This is a genomic window from Acinetobacter sp. V116_7 (assembly GCF_056735735.1).
In genome coordinates this window covers 1-17,650 of record NZ_JBWZIF010000015.1, presented here as the reverse complement: position 1 = coordinate 17,650, position 17,650 = coordinate 1, and the positions used below count along the sequence as shown (strand labels likewise).

The 17,650-nt window shown below is 38.6% G+C and carries 18 protein-coding genes and 1 pseudogene; 9 read left to right on the top strand and 10 right to left on the bottom strand.

The features are described from left to right. Positions 1-71: 71 nt before the first annotated feature. The 3 genes from AC1PJP_RS06930 to AC1PJP_RS06920 all read right to left on the bottom strand — a co-directional run bounded on the left by AC1PJP_RS06930 (position 72) and on the right by AC1PJP_RS06920 (position 2,894). The gene (locus tag AC1PJP_RS06930; RefSeq protein WP_004795225.1) at positions 72-716 is read right to left on the bottom strand and encodes a trimeric intracellular cation channel family protein; all 645 of its coding nucleotides are present in this window, start codon (positions 714-716) and stop codon (positions 72-74) included. 45 nt (positions 717-761) lie between these two features. Beyond that, complete coding sequence (locus AC1PJP_RS06925; RefSeq protein WP_416703098.1) at positions 762-1,229, bottom strand: YchJ family protein; 468 nt, start codon at positions 1,227-1,229, stop codon at positions 762-764. Positions 1,230-1,301: 72 nt separating this feature from the next. Further along, a complete protein-coding gene (locus AC1PJP_RS06920) occupies positions 1,302-2,894 on the bottom strand; it encodes a TerC family protein (protein WP_192455830.1) in 1,593 nt (530 codons plus the stop codon). Between the two features lie 326 nt (positions 2,895-3,220). Between AC1PJP_RS06920 and AC1PJP_RS06915 the strand changes: the two genes are divergently transcribed. The 4 genes from AC1PJP_RS06915 (at position 3,221) to dinB (ending at position 7,300) form a co-directional block, all read left to right on the top strand. Further along, positions 3,221-3,844: an LOG family protein gene (locus AC1PJP_RS06915; protein WP_013199154.1), complete on the top strand. Its 624-nt coding sequence runs from the start codon at positions 3,221-3,223 to the stop codon at positions 3,842-3,844. Positions 3,845-4,015: 171 nt separating this feature from the next. Then, positions 4,016-5,407, top strand: coding sequence for a multidrug transporter subunit MdtD (gene mdtD, locus AC1PJP_RS06910; RefSeq protein WP_198308283.1), 1,392 nt, complete (start codon positions 4,016-4,018; stop codon positions 5,405-5,407). A gap of 77 nt (positions 5,408-5,484) precedes the next feature. Beyond that, a complete protein-coding gene (locus tag AC1PJP_RS06905; RefSeq protein WP_479766727.1) occupies positions 5,485-6,243 on the top strand; it encodes a glycoside hydrolase family 25 protein in 759 nt (252 codons plus the stop codon). 1 nt (position 6,244) lies between these two features. Continuing rightward, positions 6,245-7,300 carry a DNA polymerase IV gene (gene dinB / locus AC1PJP_RS06900; RefSeq protein ID WP_107882386.1) on the top strand — a complete coding sequence of 352 codons (1,056 nt, stop codon included), beginning with the start codon at positions 6,245-6,247 and terminating at the stop codon, positions 7,298-7,300. A 4-nt stretch (positions 7,301-7,304) separates the two neighbouring features. On the opposite strand, the pseudogene AC1PJP_RS06895 reads toward dinB, so the two are convergent. Further along, positions 7,305-7,421, bottom strand: a pseudogene (locus AC1PJP_RS06895) (hypothetical protein). 193 nt (positions 7,422-7,614) lie between these two features. Here AC1PJP_RS06895 and AC1PJP_RS06890 point away from each other — a divergent pair. After that, the gene (locus tag AC1PJP_RS06890) at positions 7,615-7,968 is read left to right on the top strand and encodes a RidA family protein (protein ID WP_004795237.1); all 354 of its coding nucleotides are present in this window, start codon (positions 7,615-7,617) and stop codon (positions 7,966-7,968) included. A 147-nt stretch (positions 7,969-8,115) separates the two neighbouring features. On the opposite strand, the gene AC1PJP_RS06885 is transcribed toward AC1PJP_RS06890, so the two are convergent. The 4 genes from AC1PJP_RS06885 to AC1PJP_RS06870 all read right to left on the bottom strand — a co-directional run bounded on the left by AC1PJP_RS06885 (position 8,116) and on the right by AC1PJP_RS06870 (position 13,337). Beyond that, positions 8,116-8,616 carry a DUF2726 domain-containing protein gene (locus tag AC1PJP_RS06885; RefSeq protein ID WP_013199159.1) on the bottom strand — a complete coding sequence of 167 codons (501 nt, stop codon included), beginning with the start codon at positions 8,614-8,616 and terminating at the stop codon, positions 8,116-8,118. 314 nt (positions 8,617-8,930) lie between these two features. Further along, positions 8,931-11,312 carry a YgiQ family radical SAM protein gene (locus AC1PJP_RS06880; protein ID WP_192835098.1) on the bottom strand — a complete coding sequence of 794 codons (2,382 nt, stop codon included), beginning with the start codon at positions 11,310-11,312 and terminating at the stop codon, positions 8,931-8,933. 213 nt (positions 11,313-11,525) lie between these two features. Further along, positions 11,526-12,785: an esterase-like activity of phytase family protein gene (locus AC1PJP_RS06875; protein WP_479766726.1), complete on the bottom strand. Its 1,260-nt coding sequence runs from the start codon at positions 12,783-12,785 to the stop codon at positions 11,526-11,528. A 147-nt stretch (positions 12,786-12,932) separates the two neighbouring features. After that, positions 12,933-13,337, bottom strand: a complete 405-nt coding sequence (locus AC1PJP_RS06870; protein WP_151827869.1) for a helix-turn-helix domain-containing protein — start codon at positions 13,335-13,337, stop codon at positions 12,933-12,935. 81 nt (positions 13,338-13,418) lie between these two features. Between AC1PJP_RS06870 and AC1PJP_RS06865 the strand changes: the two genes are divergently transcribed. The 4 genes from AC1PJP_RS06865 to AC1PJP_RS06850 all read left to right on the top strand — a co-directional run bounded on the left by AC1PJP_RS06865 (position 13,419) and on the right by AC1PJP_RS06850 (position 15,606). Then, entirely contained in the window at positions 13,419-13,904 is a 486-nt protein-coding gene (locus AC1PJP_RS06865) for a DUF2938 domain-containing protein (protein WP_479766725.1), read from the top strand. Positions 13,905-13,922: 18 nt separating this feature from the next. Continuing rightward, a complete protein-coding gene (locus AC1PJP_RS06860) occupies positions 13,923-14,489 on the top strand; it encodes a flavodoxin family protein (protein ID WP_479766724.1) in 567 nt (188 codons plus the stop codon). A 4-nt stretch (positions 14,490-14,493) separates the two neighbouring features. Beyond that, positions 14,494-14,706, top strand: a complete 213-nt coding sequence (locus AC1PJP_RS06855) for a DUF2798 domain-containing protein (RefSeq protein WP_479766723.1) — start codon at positions 14,494-14,496, stop codon at positions 14,704-14,706. A gap of 291 nt (positions 14,707-14,997) precedes the next feature. Then, positions 14,998-15,606: a lytic transglycosylase domain-containing protein gene (locus AC1PJP_RS06850; RefSeq protein ID WP_128825346.1), complete on the top strand. Its 609-nt coding sequence runs from the start codon at positions 14,998-15,000 to the stop codon at positions 15,604-15,606. Positions 15,607-15,658: 52 nt separating this feature from the next. Here AC1PJP_RS06850 and cysK read toward each other — a convergent pair whose 3' ends face one another. Next, a complete protein-coding gene (cysK, locus tag AC1PJP_RS06845; protein WP_479766722.1) occupies positions 15,659-16,657 on the bottom strand; it encodes a cysteine synthase A in 999 nt (332 codons plus the stop codon). A gap of 276 nt (positions 16,658-16,933) precedes the next feature. Continuing rightward, positions 16,934-17,476 carry a GNAT family N-acetyltransferase gene (locus AC1PJP_RS06840; RefSeq protein ID WP_479766721.1) on the bottom strand — a complete coding sequence of 181 codons (543 nt, stop codon included), beginning with the start codon at positions 17,474-17,476 and terminating at the stop codon, positions 16,934-16,936. Positions 17,477-17,650 lie beyond the last annotated feature (174 nt).

The window sequence follows — 17,650 nt, the reverse complement described above, 5'->3', positions numbered from 1 at the left end:
TCTACTGGAAAGAATAAGTGAGCAATACAATATTTAATTGTTATAGCATGCTCACATCGTATTTTGCATGATTAATGTTCATCGGTTGATGAAGCTGATTCTGCATCGTCATCTTTATAAATAAACTTAGGCATTTCTAAGCCGAAATAGATCGCAATCAAACGCAGAGTAAAACCGAAAATTAAGGTTGAAATAACAGTTAACTCTAAACTGAATCCCAAATCTAAGCATACCCAATAGCAAATGACTGCTACAAAAGAAATACTCGCATAAAGTTCACGACGGAAAACGAACGGAACATCGTTACATAAAATGTCACGCAAAATACCGCCAGAAACTCCAGTTAATACCCCTGCTACTGCCGATACGACAAAACCATGCCCCATTTGTAAGGCAATCTGACAACCAATAATGGTAAATCCAATTAGACCTAAAGCATCGAGCACCAAAAAGATGTTATGTAAGTGACGCATCCATTTGGCAATAATGATTGTGACAAATGCAGCACAACAAGTCAGAACTAAATATTCAGGATGTTTTACCCAAGTTAAAGGATAGTGACCAAGTAATACATCACGTACAGACCCACCACCTAAAGCAGTCACACAGGCAATCAGTACGACACCGAACCAGTCCATACTCCGTCGCCCAGCAGACAGTGCGCCTGTCATGGCTTCGGCAGTAATCGCAATAATATAAATAACGGTGAGTAACATTGCCCTTTCCCTCAGGCCAAACGGTGCGCGTATTTTAAGATAAAGTTATAGGAATTGTGCACAGCATTGTTTAAATTTTTTTCCAGAGCCACATATACAAGGCTGTTTCATGGTGACATGCATATCTACCGTGGGATCAAGAAAAAACCATTGTTGTTGATGATATACAAAATGTGAAACCTCATGGTGAACCTGAGCTTTTTGTCCATCATGATAATGTGCCTTGAATTCAACCTGTGCATGGGTTTTATCGAGTTTTTCTTTGGTGTTAACGACCTCTAAACCCAACCATTGATTTTGTTTACTCCAGTCTGCAATGGCATCTTTATCAAGTGCAGTTTGCTGGCCTAAAGCGGTTGTTTGAACAATATAATCAATTTGCTGTAATGCAAAAGCACTATAACGCGAACGCATCAGCTGCTCTGCTGTCAGGGCCTTTGCTGTGCCTAAATGTAAAGGCTCACAACATTCTGCATAGCTGCCTTTTCCACATGGACAAGTGTGTTGAGTCATTATGTGTTTCTCAAATAAAAAAATAGCTCAGAGTTGAGCTATTTTATGATGTTTCTAGACTTAAAATGTCATTTAATCTTTTGATTCATCTTGTTCGATAGAAACAATATGAACTTTCTCAATTTTATGACCTTCCATCGTAATCACTTCAAAGCGATAACCATCTGCTTCAACAGCTTCACCATTTTCTGGTAAACGGCCTAAATGGAATAGCAAGTAACCCGACAAAGTTGAATACTGTTCACTCTCATCAACCAAATCACGGCCTAATAAAAGCGATACGTGACGAATGTCCGTTGAACCTTCAAGTATTAATGAACCATCTGCCAAGCTCTCAGCTGCTGCATCTAGCTCATCTTCATCAGGGAATTCACCCGCAATGGCTTCTAAAATATCAATTGGCGTTGCAATACCTTCAATTGAACCATATTCATTTAAAACGATTGCCATTTGTAACGGTGCTTGACGTAATTGCTCCATCACCATAAGTACTTGAGCATTTTCATGCACAATGACAGGTTCACGTAAATGCTTTTGGAAATCGACCACACCTGTTTCAATAAAGCCATTTAGAACTTTATGAGTAAGTGCAATACCTTCAATATTATCAAGCTCACCACGTGCAACAATCAAACGAGAGTGTGTCATTGACATTAAACGTTCTTTTAAAACTTCTGGCTCGTCGTCTAAATCAATCCACTCAAGTTCAGGTCGTGGAGTCATAACAGACTTTACAGGACGTTCTGATAAACTAAGAACACCTTGCACAAGCACACTATGATAAGCGCCATTTTCTTCATCAAATACTTCATCTGCAAAAGCTTGTGTAGCCAATACGTCTTCTTTATCAGAAGATTGCGTATCTGAGCTAGAACCACTGCTTTTACTTCCTAGCATACGTAACACGGCTGAAGCAGTGCGATAACGTAAGTCGGTGGTTGTAACCAGTTTTTCCTGATTGCGACGCATGCTTTGGTTGATAATTTCCACCAAAACCGAGAAGCCAATTGCAGCATATAAGTAGCCCTTCGGAATATGGAAACCAAAACCTTCCACCACCAAAGAGAAACCAATCATCATCAAGAAACCAAGACACAGAATAACGACCGTTGGATGCTTATTCACAAAGTCCATGAGCGGTTTCGATGCCCACAACATGATTCCGACAGCAATTACAACTGCAACCATCATGATTGACAGCTCTTTCACCATACCTACAGCGGTAATCACACTATCTAACGAGAACACAGCATCAAGCACAACAATCTGAACAATAACCATCCAGAACGCAGCATGAACAGGGTTATCTTCTTTATGAAGTTGATTACCTTCCATGCGCTCATGCAATTCCATGGTGCCTTTAAAGAGCAAGAACACACCACCGAACAACAAGATCAAATCACGGCCAGAGAATGGGTGATTAAAAATATGGAAGAGTGGTTCTGTCAGTGTCACGACCCAAGCAATCGAGGCTAAAAGTATTAGCCGCATTCCTAAGGCGAGTATTAAACCAATTATACGTGCTTTAGCTCGCTGCTCTGGCGGCAGTTTTTCGGCCAAAATAGCGATGAAAACGAGGTTATCGATCCCCAATACAATTTCAAGAACGATTAAAGTTGCTAAGCCCACCCAAGCAGATGGATCAGACATCCATTCAAAGATCATCGATCCTGCTCCTGTGCTGATTGGATTTTATCTTTATTTGGCAACACAGCAGGCATGCCCATACAAAAGAGGGAAAATGTTTTTTTAGGACAAGAAATTAAAACGGAGCGACTACAACCACTACCCATATTTGTTCATATGTTGTTAAACGAATTTTTAGTATAGGCAAGATTTAACATAAATTCATCATTTTTATTTGTTCATGACAGGCATTCACTAAACCCATACAAAACGTTAGTCTTTACTATAAATCTGCTTATAAAGTTGTCATATTTTTTGCTTAGTGTAGACAAGAAATATGAACGTGATAAGGTGAAAATAAAACAATGAATAGCGTATTAACAATGGCAGTAAATGATTCACCAATAACAGCTGTAAAAACAAAACAACCTCTTATTGCATTATATTGTGGTTCACGTGCGGGAAATAACCCGATCTACCGAGAAAAGGCGATTGAACTCGCTCATGGAATTGCTGACCAAGGTTTCGGTTTAGTCTACGGTGGTGCCAGTATTGGTTTAATGGGACAAGTTGCTGAAAGCGTTCTCGCAAACGGCGGAGAAGCTGTCGGTGTCATTCCTGAATTTATGCTCGACTATGAAGTAGCCCATGCTGGCTTAACCGAATTACATATCGTAGAAACCATGCACGAGCGCAAAGCCATGATGGCAGAGCGTGCAAGTGCATTTATTGCATTACCCGGCGGTTTAGGAACATTCGAAGAAATATTGGAAATAGCCACTTGGGGCCAACTTAACCAACACCAAAAACCCATGATTTTGTATAACGTAAATGGCTTTTATAATGCATTGATTGCCCAACTAGACCATGCGGTTCAAGAAGGTTTTCTTCCCCTTCAGCACCGAGCTAAATTAATTGTATGTGATGATGTCGATCAAATTTATAACGTCATTAAAAATTTAAAAATGCCGAAAAGATTTGTTGTTTAGTTACTCACCTACTCTCCATAAAAAAGCGGTTCTGCCGCTTTTTTTGTTTTAACTATTTTCACCGCTACCTTCAAAAGCACTTAGATTTATTAAAGGGGTAATCAACATTGTCTTACTTTTTTTACTTTCAATTTGTTTTACACTAGACCAAAACGTTAACTTTCAAATGTTATGAATGCCACGCCGACTCACCAAGCCTTGCAACCTGAATATCGCTTACTCGTACTTTTGGTTTCCATTGGCTTTTTTATGCAGGCTTTGGACACAACAATTGTAAATACAGCTATTCCTGCAATGGCTCACCATTTAAATGAAGACCCTCTACGCATGCATAGCGTAGTTGTGGCCTATGTTTTATCAGTAGCTGCATGCATTCCTTTAAGTGGATGGTTAGCAGACCGCTTTGGTGTTAGAAATATTTTCTTATCGGCAATCGTTATTTTTACTTTAGCCTCTTTAGGTTGTGGTCTTTCTCAGAGTCTCAATGAACTCTTATTTTTCCGAGTCATCCAAGGCGTAGGTGGAGCCTTACTACTTCCTGTTGGTCGACTATCACTTTTAAAGATTATTCCACGAACTCAGTTCTTAGCTGCAATGAGCTTAATGAGTCTTGCAGGTTTACTCGGGCCGTTGGCTGGTCCAACTTTAGGTGGCTGGTTAGTTGAAGTTGCAACTTGGCACTGGATTTTCCTCATCAATATTCCCATGGGTATCTTAGGCATCTTAATGACATTAAAAGTCATGCCTAATTTAAAAGAACCTTCAGTCAAAACATTTGATTTAGGCGGCTTCATCTTATTAGTGGTGGCCATGATTGGATGGTCTTTGGGTATCGAACATTTAGCCTCACCTGAATATTCAAAATGGTTCAGCATTTCACTTTTAGTCGTCGGCATAATTGCAACGCTTTGGTATGCCTATCACTCTCATACTCATCAAAATGCGTTGTTCCGTAGCCGACTTTTTAGAAACAAAATTTATGCGATTGGTATTTTAGGTAATTTCTTTGCTCGCTTTGGTGGTAATGCCTTACCTTTTGTTTTACCGCTCATGCTACAAGTCGCTTTTGGCTTTGAACCCTTTATTGCCGGTTTAATGATGATTCCTTTGGTCCTAGGCTCATTATTTTCAAAGCCAATTGTCAGACCCATTATTCAAAAGATTGGCTATCGACGTTTTTTACTCATCAACACAACGCTGGTCGGGTTATGTATCGCCTCTTTCGCCATCATGACAGTTGACACTCCAACTTGGTTTAGAGCCTTGCACTTTTTCTTATTTGGCACATTAAACTCACTGCAATTTGTGGGTATGAACACATTGACCTTAAAAGATCTGCCTCAACAAGATGCAAGCAGCGGTAATAGTTTCTTATCGATGATCATGATGCTATCAATGAGTATTGGCGTGGCACTCGCTGGCACGCTCATTAATATCTTTACTAATTATTATGGAGCTGACCATGTGACCACTGCATTCCATGTCACTTTAATTTGCCTCGGGTGCATAAATGTCATTACAGCGCTTATTTTCTGGCAAATTCCAAAAAATACCCCCGTATAAGCCGTTGCATTTTTAGCGTGGTTTCTCCCTCTTGAATCACGTTATGATGTCGGCTTCAAATCTGTAATGAGTTTTGCATGACCAAACTGGCTAAAACCTTTTCTGCACCACGCTATAACACCCTAATCGGGATTGTTCTAGCTTGTGTTATGGGGGTTCTCACTTACTTTGGTCTGTTTTACCAACAAAAAGCAATTGCTCAAGATTATCCAGTTCAAGGCTTTGATATTTCTCATCATCAAGGTGATATTGACTGGAAAAAAATATCGCCGGAAAAATTCCAATTCGTTTATTTGAAAGCAACCGAAGGTGGTGATTACAAAGATTCAAAATTTCAAGAAAACTGGCTCAAAGCTCGTGAACATGGGCTTCATGTAGGGGCTTACCACTTTTATCGTCTATGTCGTGATGGTAAAACACAAGCAGATAATTTTATTGCAACAGTTCCAAAAAAAGCAGATACGCTCCCCCCTGTCATTGATCTGGAATACGACAGCAACTGTATTAATTCGCATACCAAAGAACAATTACTTAAAGAAATAGGCATCATGCATGATCGCCTAAAACAGCATTATGGCAAACAGCCTATCTTTTATATTTCTAAAACTTTTTATCACATTGTGTTAATCGGTAGCTTTCCTAATACACCACTTTGGGTTCGTGATTATGAAGGAAAACCTGAACTTAAAGACAAGAGAAAATGGCTCTTTTGGCAGCATAGTAATCAGGGTAAAATTGAAGGGATAACAAAGCCCGTAGACTTAAATGTTTATGAGGGTTCAGTCAAAGAATGGCACCAATTCTTACAGCAGCAAGGCATCGTAAAAGCACAATAATATGCGCAAAATCATTCATATCGATATGGATGCCTTTTATGCATCAGTCGAATTGCGAGAGCGTCCTGATCTAAAGCATCTCCCTGTGGTTATTTCTTCGCATCATCCGCGAGCTGTCATTGCTGCTGCATCCTATCCTGCCCGTGAATTTGGTCTGCGTTCAGCCATGTCGATGACTCAGGCAAGAAAACTATGCCCTCAAGTCGTTATTATTGAGCCAAATTTTGAAAAATACCGCACAGTTTCCGCTCAAATTCACTCTATTTTTCAGCAATATACTCTGCTTATTGAGCCTTTATCGCTCGATGAAGCCTATTTGGATGTCACAGAAAATCTAAAACAGATTGCGAGTGCAACCGAGGTTGCGATGCATATTCGGGAAGATATTTTTAGGTTAACTGGACTGACTGCATCAGCAGGTGTAGCCCCCAATAAATTTTTGGCAAAAATTGCTTCGGACTGGAACAAACCTAATGGTTTATGTGTAATCAAACCTTCGCAAGTCGCTAGTTTTATTCAAGACCTGCCCCTTAAAAAAATTCCTGGCGTCGGTAAAGTCACTCAGGAAAAATTACAGCAACTTCAACTACATACTTTGGGCGATTTACAGAAAATTGAAGAGGCTGTTTTAGTTCACCACTTTGGTAAATATGGGCAACAGCTCTATCTATATGCACAAGGAATTGACCATAGACCTGTTCAAGCTGAAAGAGCTCGCCAACAAATTTCGAAAGAGACAACTTTCGATAGTGACTTTACTTTGGTTCAATGTCAGCCCTATTGGCAGGGACTAGCCGAGAAAGTCTGGCAAAGCTTAGAGAAAAAACAGCTCAATGCACGTGGTGTGAATATTAAGCTTAAACTCAAGAATTTTCAGACTTTACAACATAGTAAAAGCTTTAAAAGACCGATCCAGTCGCTACAGGACTTAATCCAAGTTTTATTTTTATTATTAAATGAAATGCAGATTCCTGAACATTTTCAGTTCCGCTTAATTGGTATAGGAGTTTATCAATTACAGACCCAAGCGGATGACTTCCAACTTAACCTTTGGTGATTGATTAATTTTCACCCAAAAGAGCAACTTTTAAACAAAATAGACTCCCTTTTACTGAGACTTTAGAGTAACCTAATCAACGCATATTCATTACCCATGTATTTGCAACATGCCAAAGCAACCTTTACTTTCGGCATATCGTCCTGTGATTGGCGTGACGACCAAATCCGAATATTACAGGGCTCTTCTGATACATGGCTTAGATATCCCTTCATCACAATAATCTACTGAAATTCCTTTCTGCTTGCTTGCACCAACCCAGTAACTCTTCATAAAATCAAAACTATTAAATAAAACCACCCTAGAGCATTTTTATGACGGTAAAGCGTTTACACGTGACTTCACGCTACTGCGAAGTTGCGATTTCAGGTAATTTGGTACATTTAGCTGGCCAACTCGCAGATGATACAAGCGTAGATGTTACAGCACAGACTCAACAAACTTTAGATAATATTGATCGTCTATTGGCAGAAGCTGGAACAGATAAAACCCATATTCTTTCTGTTATGATTTTTCTAAAAGATATCGACAAAGATTATGCAGCAATGAATGCTGTTTGGGATGCATGGATTAGTGAAGGACATCCACCAGCACGTACTTGTGTAGAATCTAAACTTTATGCGCCGGACGTGCTTGTAGAAATGACGGTTGTTGCAGTACTTCCATAATTTTTATAAATATAAAATGACACTAAATTGAGCAATATCCCTAGTTATATTGCTCAATTTTTTAGTAGTTTTAACATTTTTAATGTCAGCATGTTATTAAGATCTTCTTTAATGAGTTCTCTAATCAATTGCTATAATCTCTAATTTTTAAGACTTCACAAACGCATTTGACATTCTTTCTAGTTGCGGCGTTGCATGTAAAGTTGCCATCTCTGTTTCTGGTGTCAATAAGTCCCTTCTTAGATCGTGATAATCAGGCACCTCACTGTAATGCAGTACACGATAGCCGGCCAATTGTAATAGACGACGTTCATATTGTTGATGCGCACGGCGTAAACCATTTTCGCCAAGAACCACAATGACAACAACCTGATAATTTTGATCAAGTACAACAAAATCAGCTGCCATATTTTGATATTTTCGACGTGTATGCGCATATTTTGTAGTTAATAAGGCATCAAAGGATACATGTGCCAACACGGTAAATTTAGGTAAAACTGTTTGTAGTCTGGTTAATGTCATTTGCTCATGGCTAGTTAATACTGCACGGCGCTTCAAGGCACTATCATGTTGATGCCTTCGCGAAAGACTTTTCACTGCCATTACAACAGCCAAAAATAATAATAAGATCGTGATTAAATAGTACATGGGTCCAATCCTTTAGGTTTTTTATAATGATTTTGCTAGATCACACTTTGTTTTAATTGATAACGACACAGCCGTTTTTTAAAAGGTTCACTTAGTAATTTCACTTGTAGTTATCAAGCTTGGCTTAAATTTAGCCACCCTCACATTATTTATAATCATAGAGTCTACAACAATCAAGTGCAGCTCGTCAGATTTTTGCTATTTATCATTATTCGTTACGTTTTTTGTACTTTTAATCTTCAAAAATCTCACTATACGATTTAAATAAATACTTTAAGAACAAAACAGGCTCTATTTAAGAGCCTGTTTTATCACTATCCACGAACCTTGCTTTTAGGTTTACTTTTTCCACCAAATGGTCTTTTCTCACCTGTTTCACGAGGAGGCAAACCAGTGTGCTGGGTTAAAACCTGTCCTTTTTGTGGACGTTTTTGCCCTGCTGCTGAACGAGATTGCCCCTGACCACGTTTTGCTGAATCACCCGCTACAGAAGAGTTCTTCTTACGTGCCGACTTATATTCACCTTCCGCAGTGCCTTGTGGCTGATAGGTCGGGATCAAGTGCTGCTTTGAATTACCAATCAAATCGGCACGGCCCATTTCTTTTAAAGCTTCACGAAGTAATGGCCAGTTATTTGGATCATGGTAACGTAGGAATGCTTTATGCAGACGACGGCGTTTTTCACCTTTTACAATATCAACTTTTTCAGTATAACGAGCGACTTTAGCAAGCGGGTTTTTGCCCGAATAATACATGGTTGTTGCAGTTGCCATTGGTGATGGATAGAACGTCTGTACCTGATCAGCACGGAAACCATTCTTTTTCAACCAAATTGCAAGGTGCATCATGTCATAATCTGAAGTACCCGGATGTGCTGCAATAAAGTAAGGAATTAAATATTGCTCTTTTCCTGCTTCTTTACTGAAACGGTCAAACATTTGCTTGAAACGATCATACGTACCAATTCCCGGTTTCATCATCTTAGATAAAGGACCATTTTCGGTATGTTCAGGAGCAATTTTTAAATAACCGCCAACGTGGTGTTGTACTAGTTCTTTTACATATTCAGGGTTGAGTACGGCAAGGTCATAACGTAAACCTGAACCAATCAGAATCTTCTTCACACCTTTAATCGCACGTGCTTTACGATAAAGCTGTACTAAAGGTGCATGATCGGTATGCAAGTTTTGACAAACACCCGGATAAACACAAGAAGGTTTACGACAGTTCTTCTCAATTTCTGGGTCTTTACAGTGCAAACGGTACATGTTTGCCGTTGGACCACCTAAATCTGAAATAATGCCGGTGAAGTTTGGCGCTGTATCACGGATTTTTTCAATTTCACGTAAGATCGAATCTTCCGAACGGTTTTGAATAATACGACCTTCATGCTCTGTAATCGAACAGAATGTACAGCCACCAAAACAGCCACGCATAATGTTGACCGAGAATTTGATCATATCAAATGCAGGGAAACGAGCATCGCCATAAGTAGGATGGGGCAAACGCGCATATGGAAGATCAAACACATAATCCATTTCCTCAGTGGTTAGAGGAATTGGTGGAGGATTGATCCAAACATCACGTTCACCATGGCGTTGAACCAAAGCACGGGCATTACCCGGATTAGTTTCAAGGTGCAAAATACGGTTTGCATGCGCGTAAAGTACGTGATCATTTGACACTTCTTCAAAAGAAGGTAAACGAATTACCGCTAACTCGCGTGGAGGTAACTTGTGTTTAATTGCTTTTGACGGTGTCGGCTTTAATTGAACGATTTGAGTGTCGTCATCTAGTTTGTCGCCTTCACGCACAATCGGGTTTGCAACAATCTCTTTCTGGAAATCTTGATACTGAGCTAATGAGTTGCCTTTTTCTTTTTCAACCTCACAGCCATCAATATCTTCAGTCATGACATATGGGTTAATAATTGGATCAACACGCCCAATCGTATCTACATCATTACTCGCAACTTCAACAAACTTTGCTTTTGATGCTTTGTTATGTTTATTAATAATAAATGCTGTACCACGAACATCAGTAATCTCGTGGATTTTTTCACCTTTCGCCAAACGATGCATCACATCAATAATGGCACGCTCACCATTACCATACATGAGCAAATCGGCTTTTGAATCCATCAAAATCGAACGACGGACTTTATCTGACCAATAATCGTAGTGAGCAATACGACGTAAACTACCTTCAATACCACCTAATAACACTGGTACATCTGGGAAAGCTTCACGACAACGTTGACAATATACTGTTGCTGCACGGTCAGGACGTTTATTTGGTTCATTGTTTGGTGAATATGCATCATCAGAACGGATTTTACGATCTGCCGTATAACGGTTAATCATCGAATCCATATTACCTGCGGTCACACCCCAAGCAATTGTTGGCTTACCTAAAACGCGGAAGCTTTCAACATTGGTCCAGTCTGGCTGCGCAATAATTCCAACACGGAAACCTTGTGCTTCAAGAACACGCCCAATGACACCTGATACAAACGATGGATGATCAATATAAGCATCGCCACAGACTAAAATAAAGTCACATGCATCCCAGCCGAGTTGGTCCATTTCTTCTCGTGACATCGGCAAAAATGGTGCGGGTTCAAAACACGACGCCCAATATTTGTCGTAATCAAACAGCGCTTTGGGCGCAGTTTGCATGGTGTAGGCAGTAGACATGGGTTGCGAATCTCGGCTAGCAGATGGAGGAGAGACATCTAAAGATGAAAGCCGATCATTTTAACATGAATTTCATTCATTTTCCCTGTTTATAAAACATGCGAAAACAACAATATAGAAATTAATTTGATTAAACTTTACTCAAAATTTTATTCTTGGAATAAATACGGCGGAACAAAATCCGCCGCAGTTTTAATTTTTTATTTATAGAGCTTAGAACAAAGCTTTTGGCAAACGAATCTGAATAATCTCGTTATCGTCAGCTAATTTTGCATTACGTCCTGTCGAACCAGGGAAATTATTATCATTGAAAACGGTAAGTGTTGTACCATTTTCAATAATCACATCTTCAATGGTTTCAAATGGGAAAGCAAAAACCTGTCCCGTACCAATATCCCCTGCTCTAGCTGTGCCATACAACATATTTGGGTTAGCAATTTTAATTAAATCGACTAAATCTTCACGGCTAACAAGTTGACCTGACTCATTTAATTTAATACGAATTAATTTTTTATAGCCGCCTAAATTATTCTGGGTCGCATCACGCTCAATAATAATGCCTTCTTTATCATTAAAGAGTTGGAAGTCACCAATATTGGTTGCTTTACTGTCTAATTGGAACCAATAATATTTTCCTGTGTAAGCTTTTTTCTTCACATCAAATTGAGAAATCAATAATTGTCGTTCCGTTTCTCGAATTGATTTAATTGGCTTTTCTATAAGAGGGTAAAGAAACTGCCCATCCGGTGAAATTGCCATTCCTTCAAAACCACCACTTTGCTGAACCAAAGGCTCTACAAAATTAATTTGCGCTTTATTAAACTGATTTTGTGGTGAACGTAATTCTTGAGTCGGATTTAATGGATTTGGTAAAGCGATTGGTGCATCTAGTAATACACCATCCGCTGAAAAATGAAGTAAATAAGGTCCAAATTCATCGCCAATCCAGTAAGTCCCGTCATTAGTACGTTGCATAGACTCTGGATCAAAATCAGCGCCCGTTAATAAACGCTCAGCTGTATCACCATTCACGATATTAAAAGGAATTAATTTGTTCGGATCACGCAGCTGGATAAAGCTTTGCACAGTCACTTGACTAGTGCCTTTAACTTTAGTTTTGAAATCAGGCTTTAATTTATAAATACGAAGTAAAAAGTCTGCTGAATTATCTTGAGTTCCAAAACCGTTATCGGCCATTGCCATATAGCTGCCATCTTCATTTTTTAATGCAGCAGAAAAGCCTTGTACAGGTTGCCCTTTAAATGGAGGATAAATACCATTTGCACCTTTCACATATGCCCCAGAGTCTGGGCCAGCCGCATAAGTTTCTACAGGTAATTTGGCAAAAGAAATTAAGGTCGGTTCGGTAACTTTTTCAGTAGGTGAAGTTTGTTCTTGATCGTTATCATCATTACATGCCGTCAATCCTAAACTGGCACAGCATAATAATGCCACTAATGTTTTTTTGCTCATAGTTTTATACAGTTGGTAAAAAATTAAGCAAATTTAATCAAGCTTATATGAAGTTTTTACTTCAAAAAGATGAAATCTTTATGGCGAAAATATGACAAACTCCTCTGTTCAATACAAACACAAACTAAATAACTTCATCAAAAAGAATTAAAGTTTCGTTGGCTGAAATTCTCCAGCAATTGCTGCTTTTAAAAAGTTCTGGAAGGTTGAACATTCCATATGATTTTCAGCAGGACATACAGCAGCATGCTCTAATCCTTGGCTGATAAAATGTAATCGCTTTGCCATGTGTTCTAGCTGTTCAGCTTTATCTTTTAGTTTTTGCCGATCAAGTTCTGGCTTACCATCTTGTCCAAACATTGTTGCGATTTCATTTAAAGAAAAACCTGCGGCACGACCTAAAGCAATGAGTGCTAGCTGATCAAGCACCTGCTTACCATACTGCCGACGTAAACCTTGCCGTCCTATCGATTTAATTAATCCTTTCTCTTCATAAAAACGTAGTGTTGCTGTTGTGACTTTTGCCCTTTTAGCGACTTTACCAATATCCATAACAACCTCTTGACTTCAAGTGAACTTTAACTTGCACAATAAATTTATCACGTTTCAGACGTATAAAAGCAAGGTTTCAAAATGAATCTCTCCACATTGTTCTTTCAGGCTTTATGTCTCGGCATTGGCGCAACAATTATGATGGATATCTGGCTGTTAACATTAAAGATATTCAAAATTCCAACCTTAAATTTCGCCTTTCTCGGTCGCTGGGTCGGCTGGGTATTCCACGGAAAAATCATCCATCAATCTATAGCTCAAAGCCCTAAAATTAAGGGTGAATATTTATTAGGTTGGGTTGCTCACTATAGTGTCGGGCTAATCTTTTCATTTAGCTTTCTTTTAATTGTTGGCTCAACTTGGCTTAGCCATCCTCAGTTTTATTCAGCACTTCTGTTTGGTGTAGTCACCGTTCTCATTCCTTTTTTTATTATGCAACCTGCGATGGGTAGTGGCTTTGCTTCGTCAAAAACCCCGCATCCTTTTCTGAACTGTCTAAAAAGTTTGATGAACCATAGTGTTTTTGGTTGTGGCTTATATCTCACTGCAAAACTATTTCAACTTTAAATAAAGAGGAAACTACCCATGAAAACCGTTGCCATTATTTATCATAGCCACCAAGGCCACACCCAATTTATTGCTCAGCAAATTCAAACTGGTATTTTGAGCCAAGAAAATATCGAAGTAGATTTACTCAATGCTGAACATCTTGTCGAAAGCCCAGAAACTCTAATTCAATATGACGGGTTAATTTGGGGATCTCCTACTTATTTAGGTGGTGTATCTTCCAAGTTAAAACAACTTATGGATGCAACGGGTCCATTATGGAAAAAACAGAGCTTTAAAGGAAAGCTATCAGCTGGCTTTACCGCTTCCTCTCTTCCCGCTGGTGATAAACAATCGACATTAATTTCGATTTTTACCTTTTGTATGCAACACGGCATGTTATGGGTCGGCAACCCGATTATGCCTGAGCAACACCAAGGTATTCCTTATACTCAAGCAGCCAATCGTCTAGGCTCATGGTCAGGCTTAATGGCTCAGGCTGAACATGGCAGTAATGCCGATAGGTTTGATGAAGGAGATATTAAAACTGCCCAACAATTTGGAGAAAATTTTGCATTGACCTTAAATGCTTATCAAGGAATATAAGACCATGAAAGCACAGAGGCTTTTATTTCTCTTAATTTTATCAGGAATGATGTCTTTTATAGTTTCAGGTATTTCAACTTTTAAAGTAGTGGGACTAAATCATCATTTCCTTTCATTGTGGGTATCGGCTTGGATTATTGCATGGATATTGGCTTTTCTAAGTGTATTGATTTGTGCGCCGATAGCCCAGAAACTTGTCGACATCGTATTTAAGTAAGTTGATCTGTAAGTTAAAACGTACAAAACTTGCGGTGATTTGCGGATATTCATCTTTAGTATTTTTTCATAATATATCAAACATAGAGAGACAGGATGTCTCATTGAAGAAGAATAAGAACGCAGGAAGCGGTAGTTGACAGGAGTTAGCTACATAAGCTGAATACGAAAAAACCCCGACAGGATGTCGGGGTTTTTTCATTTTAATTGTACAAAATTCTCACTATTTGCTTGTGCTGAGCAACAGAACTTATATTGATCGAGTAGTTACAGCTGAATACCATGATTTCATTTGAAATTTGATTATTGGTTTTGTATTTTGCTTACCTCATCTTTATCTAACAATTATTTTAAACCAACTCAAATAAACATTTTGAGTCTCAAATTTTTTGTAATTGCTTTAATGACAATAATGACGGGGTGTACCAGCTTAGGCCCGAATAGTGGTTCATTTTCATGGCGTTCAAATAAGCTCTCGTCTGGTCTACAAAAAGCTTATTCTGTTCCACAAAGCACAGCGAATCGGTTATCTCCAATAATTATTCAAAGTGCTGACCAATATAACGTGCCCCCTCTTTTACTTGCCGCAGTCATAAGACAAGAATCAAGTTACAATACTAATGCCCTCTCGCCTACGGGTGCAGTAGGTTTAACTCAAATTATTCCCAGCTATTGGCAACAAACTTGTGCTGGTAATTTGTATGATGAATCTACAAATATTCAATGTGGTGCTTATATCTTAAATCATTATTATCAATCCGCGGATAGTTGGTTCAAAGCCACGGCCTATTATAATGTAGGACCAACTGGATATGAGCGAAGCTTCTGGACCCGTCACAAAGCGAAAAAATATGCTCGATCTGTTAAACGTCATCAAAAAGCTTTAAAAAGTGCTTTATAAATAAGATTAAATAAAAGCCCATCAATAGATGGGCTTTTTTATACAGTTAATTTTATTCGTCAAATAAACCGTCAAACAGAACAGAAGATAAATAACGCTCCCCACTATCTGGCAGAATAACAACAATAGTTTTACCAGCATTTTCAGGGCGTTCTGCAATTTTTGCCGCCGCAGCCAAAGCTGCGCCACTTGAAATACCCACTAAAATACCTTCTTGGGTTGCACAGTTTCTTGCCCACTGAATTGCTTCTTCGCTAGTCACTGGTAAGACTTCATCCACAAGATCCAAATCAAGATTCTTTGGAATAAAGTTCGCACCAATTCCCTGAATTTTATGCGGCGCAGGTGTAATGTTCTCTCCATTTCTAGTTTGAGTAATAATTGGAGACTCAGCAGGTTCAACGGCTACAGAATACAAAGGTTTATTTTGAACTTGTTCGAAATAACAAGAAATACCAGTAATTGTGCCACCAGTACCTACGCCAGCAACCAAAATATCAACTTGTCCACCTGTAGCTTGCCAAATTTCAGGACCGGTTGTGTCTACATGAATTTGAGGATTCGCTGGATTTTCAAATTGCTGAGGTAAGAAATAAACATCTGGCTGTTCAGCTGCTAATCGTATGGCTTCATCAACTGCACCTTTCATCCCTTTCGCTGGTTCAGTTAAAACTAAATTGGCACCAAGTGCTTTTAATACTTTTCTACGCTCAAGACTCATACTTGCAGGCATAGTTAAAGTAATTGGATAACCCTTAGCAGCTGCAACAAAAGCCAATGCAATACCCGTATTACCACTGGTTGGTTCAATAATATGCATGCCTTCTTTTAACACACCACGCTTTTCTGCATCGGCAATTAGTGCCGCTCCGATACGACATTTCACAGAAAATGCAGGGTTACGGCTTTCCACTTTTGCTAATACGGTTGCACCAGTTTTAATCAAACGATTAATGCGAACTAAAGGAGTATTGCCAATAGCTTCTGCATTATTTGGATAAACTGCTATTCCTAAATTATTGGGTGTTGGAAATTGCTGATCAGTAGACATGTTATATCCTTATTAGATTTGGAATGATTCTGAATCATTATAAGCTTCTAGAATAAACAGGAAAGTAGAAAAGCTAAGTAATGCCTGAATTCTTAAATGAGGAGTGTCTCTTATCATAGATTTCTTTTTAAGAAACAAAAAATTAAGAATTATTTTAAAAATCAAATTATTAGATTAAATAAGTTTATTTTCTCATCCATATATTACGTTATTAACACTACCCTAATTTTCTGGTTACACACTAAAGTAAGGTTTTCCAAAATTTTATATAGCGAGTTACCAAAGCTCACCCTCTCTCCAATCGGCACAAATAATATCGTCTTCTAAATTATGAGTTAGTCGCTCTTTCAGCTGAGCGCTCAACGGAAATAACATAATTTGATAATCATCTGTTAGATAAGTGGAAGCATCTTGTTTGATGTATAAATCTCCCCACCACGAAATCCAATCTAATTTTTTATAGAATGTATCATCTTCAGGCTGTAATGCTGCGAGTTCATAGCCTAAAGTAGTTAAAACATTGGTTAAATATCTTAATAATTTAGATGCGAGTCCTTTCCCACGCATATTGAAATCAGTAGTCACATATTCTATATAAGCAGTTTTTACAGTGACTCCATCTTTTAAGGTGAAAATTCGATCTGTCCATAAAGCATGTGACACAATATTACCACCCAATATGCCTATTATATGTACAGAATTTTGCATGAAGGTATATTGACTCCAGGGATCTTCATCAAAAGCAGCAAAACACAGCTCAGCAATTTGTTGCTGTTGTTGCTTATTTAGGTCATGAGCTGCGATGATTTTAAACTGCATAGGCAGAAACTCTATTTTAATTATTTAAATCATAAGCAAATATCAAAATAATATGAATTTTTTTAGTTAAAACCCCTCAATATTTATTACCCGCATGTAAAAAAACACCCCCAACTGTTAAGTTGGGGGTGTTAGAATAATGAGCTGGCGATGACTTACTCTCACATGGGAAAC

Bases quoted from the DNA above. Each gene is read 5' to 3' on its own strand.
- AC1PJP_RS06930 (WP_004795225.1), bottom strand. From the start codon at position 716: ATGTTACTCACCGTTATTTATATTATTGCGATTACTGCCGAAGCCATG.
- AC1PJP_RS06925 (WP_416703098.1), bottom strand. From the start codon at position 1,229: ATGACTCAACACACTTGTCCATGTGGAAAAGGCAGCTATGCAGAATGT.
- AC1PJP_RS06920 (WP_192455830.1), bottom strand. From the start codon at position 2,894: ATGATCTTTGAATGGATGTCTGATCCATCTGCTTGGGTGGGCTTAGCA.
- AC1PJP_RS06915 (WP_013199154.1), top strand. From the start codon at position 3,221: ATGAATAGCGTATTAACAATGGCAGTAAATGATTCACCAATAACAGCT.
- mdtD (WP_198308283.1), top strand. From the start codon at position 4,016: ATGAATGCCACGCCGACTCACCAAGCCTTGCAACCTGAATATCGCTTA.
- AC1PJP_RS06905 (WP_479766727.1), top strand. From the start codon at position 5,485: ATGACCAAACTGGCTAAAACCTTTTCTGCACCACGCTATAACACCCTA.
- dinB (WP_107882386.1), top strand. From the start codon at position 6,245: ATGCGCAAAATCATTCATATCGATATGGATGCCTTTTATGCATCAGTC.
- AC1PJP_RS06890 (WP_004795237.1), top strand. From the start codon at position 7,615: ATGACGGTAAAGCGTTTACACGTGACTTCACGCTACTGCGAAGTTGCG.
- AC1PJP_RS06885 (WP_013199159.1), bottom strand. From the start codon at position 8,616: ATGTACTATTTAATCACGATCTTATTATTATTTTTGGCTGTTGTAATG.
- AC1PJP_RS06880 (WP_192835098.1), bottom strand. From the start codon at position 11,312: ATGTCTACTGCCTACACCATGCAAACTGCGCCCAAAGCGCTGTTTGAT.
- AC1PJP_RS06875 (WP_479766726.1), bottom strand. From the start codon at position 12,785: ATGAGCAAAAAAACATTAGTGGCATTATTATGCTGTGCCAGTTTAGGA.
- AC1PJP_RS06870 (WP_151827869.1), bottom strand. From the start codon at position 13,337: ATGGATATTGGTAAAGTCGCTAAAAGGGCAAAAGTCACAACAGCAACA.
- AC1PJP_RS06865 (WP_479766725.1), top strand. From the start codon at position 13,419: ATGAATCTCTCCACATTGTTCTTTCAGGCTTTATGTCTCGGCATTGGC.
- AC1PJP_RS06860 (WP_479766724.1), top strand. From the start codon at position 13,923: ATGAAAACCGTTGCCATTATTTATCATAGCCACCAAGGCCACACCCAA.
- AC1PJP_RS06855 (WP_479766723.1), top strand. From the start codon at position 14,494: ATGAAAGCACAGAGGCTTTTATTTCTCTTAATTTTATCAGGAATGATG.
- cysK (WP_479766722.1), bottom strand. From the start codon at position 16,657: ATGTCTACTGATCAGCAATTTCCAACACCCAATAATTTAGGAATAGCA.
- AC1PJP_RS06840 (WP_479766721.1), bottom strand. From the start codon at position 17,476: ATGCAGTTTAAAATCATCGCAGCTCATGACCTAAATAAGCAACAACAG.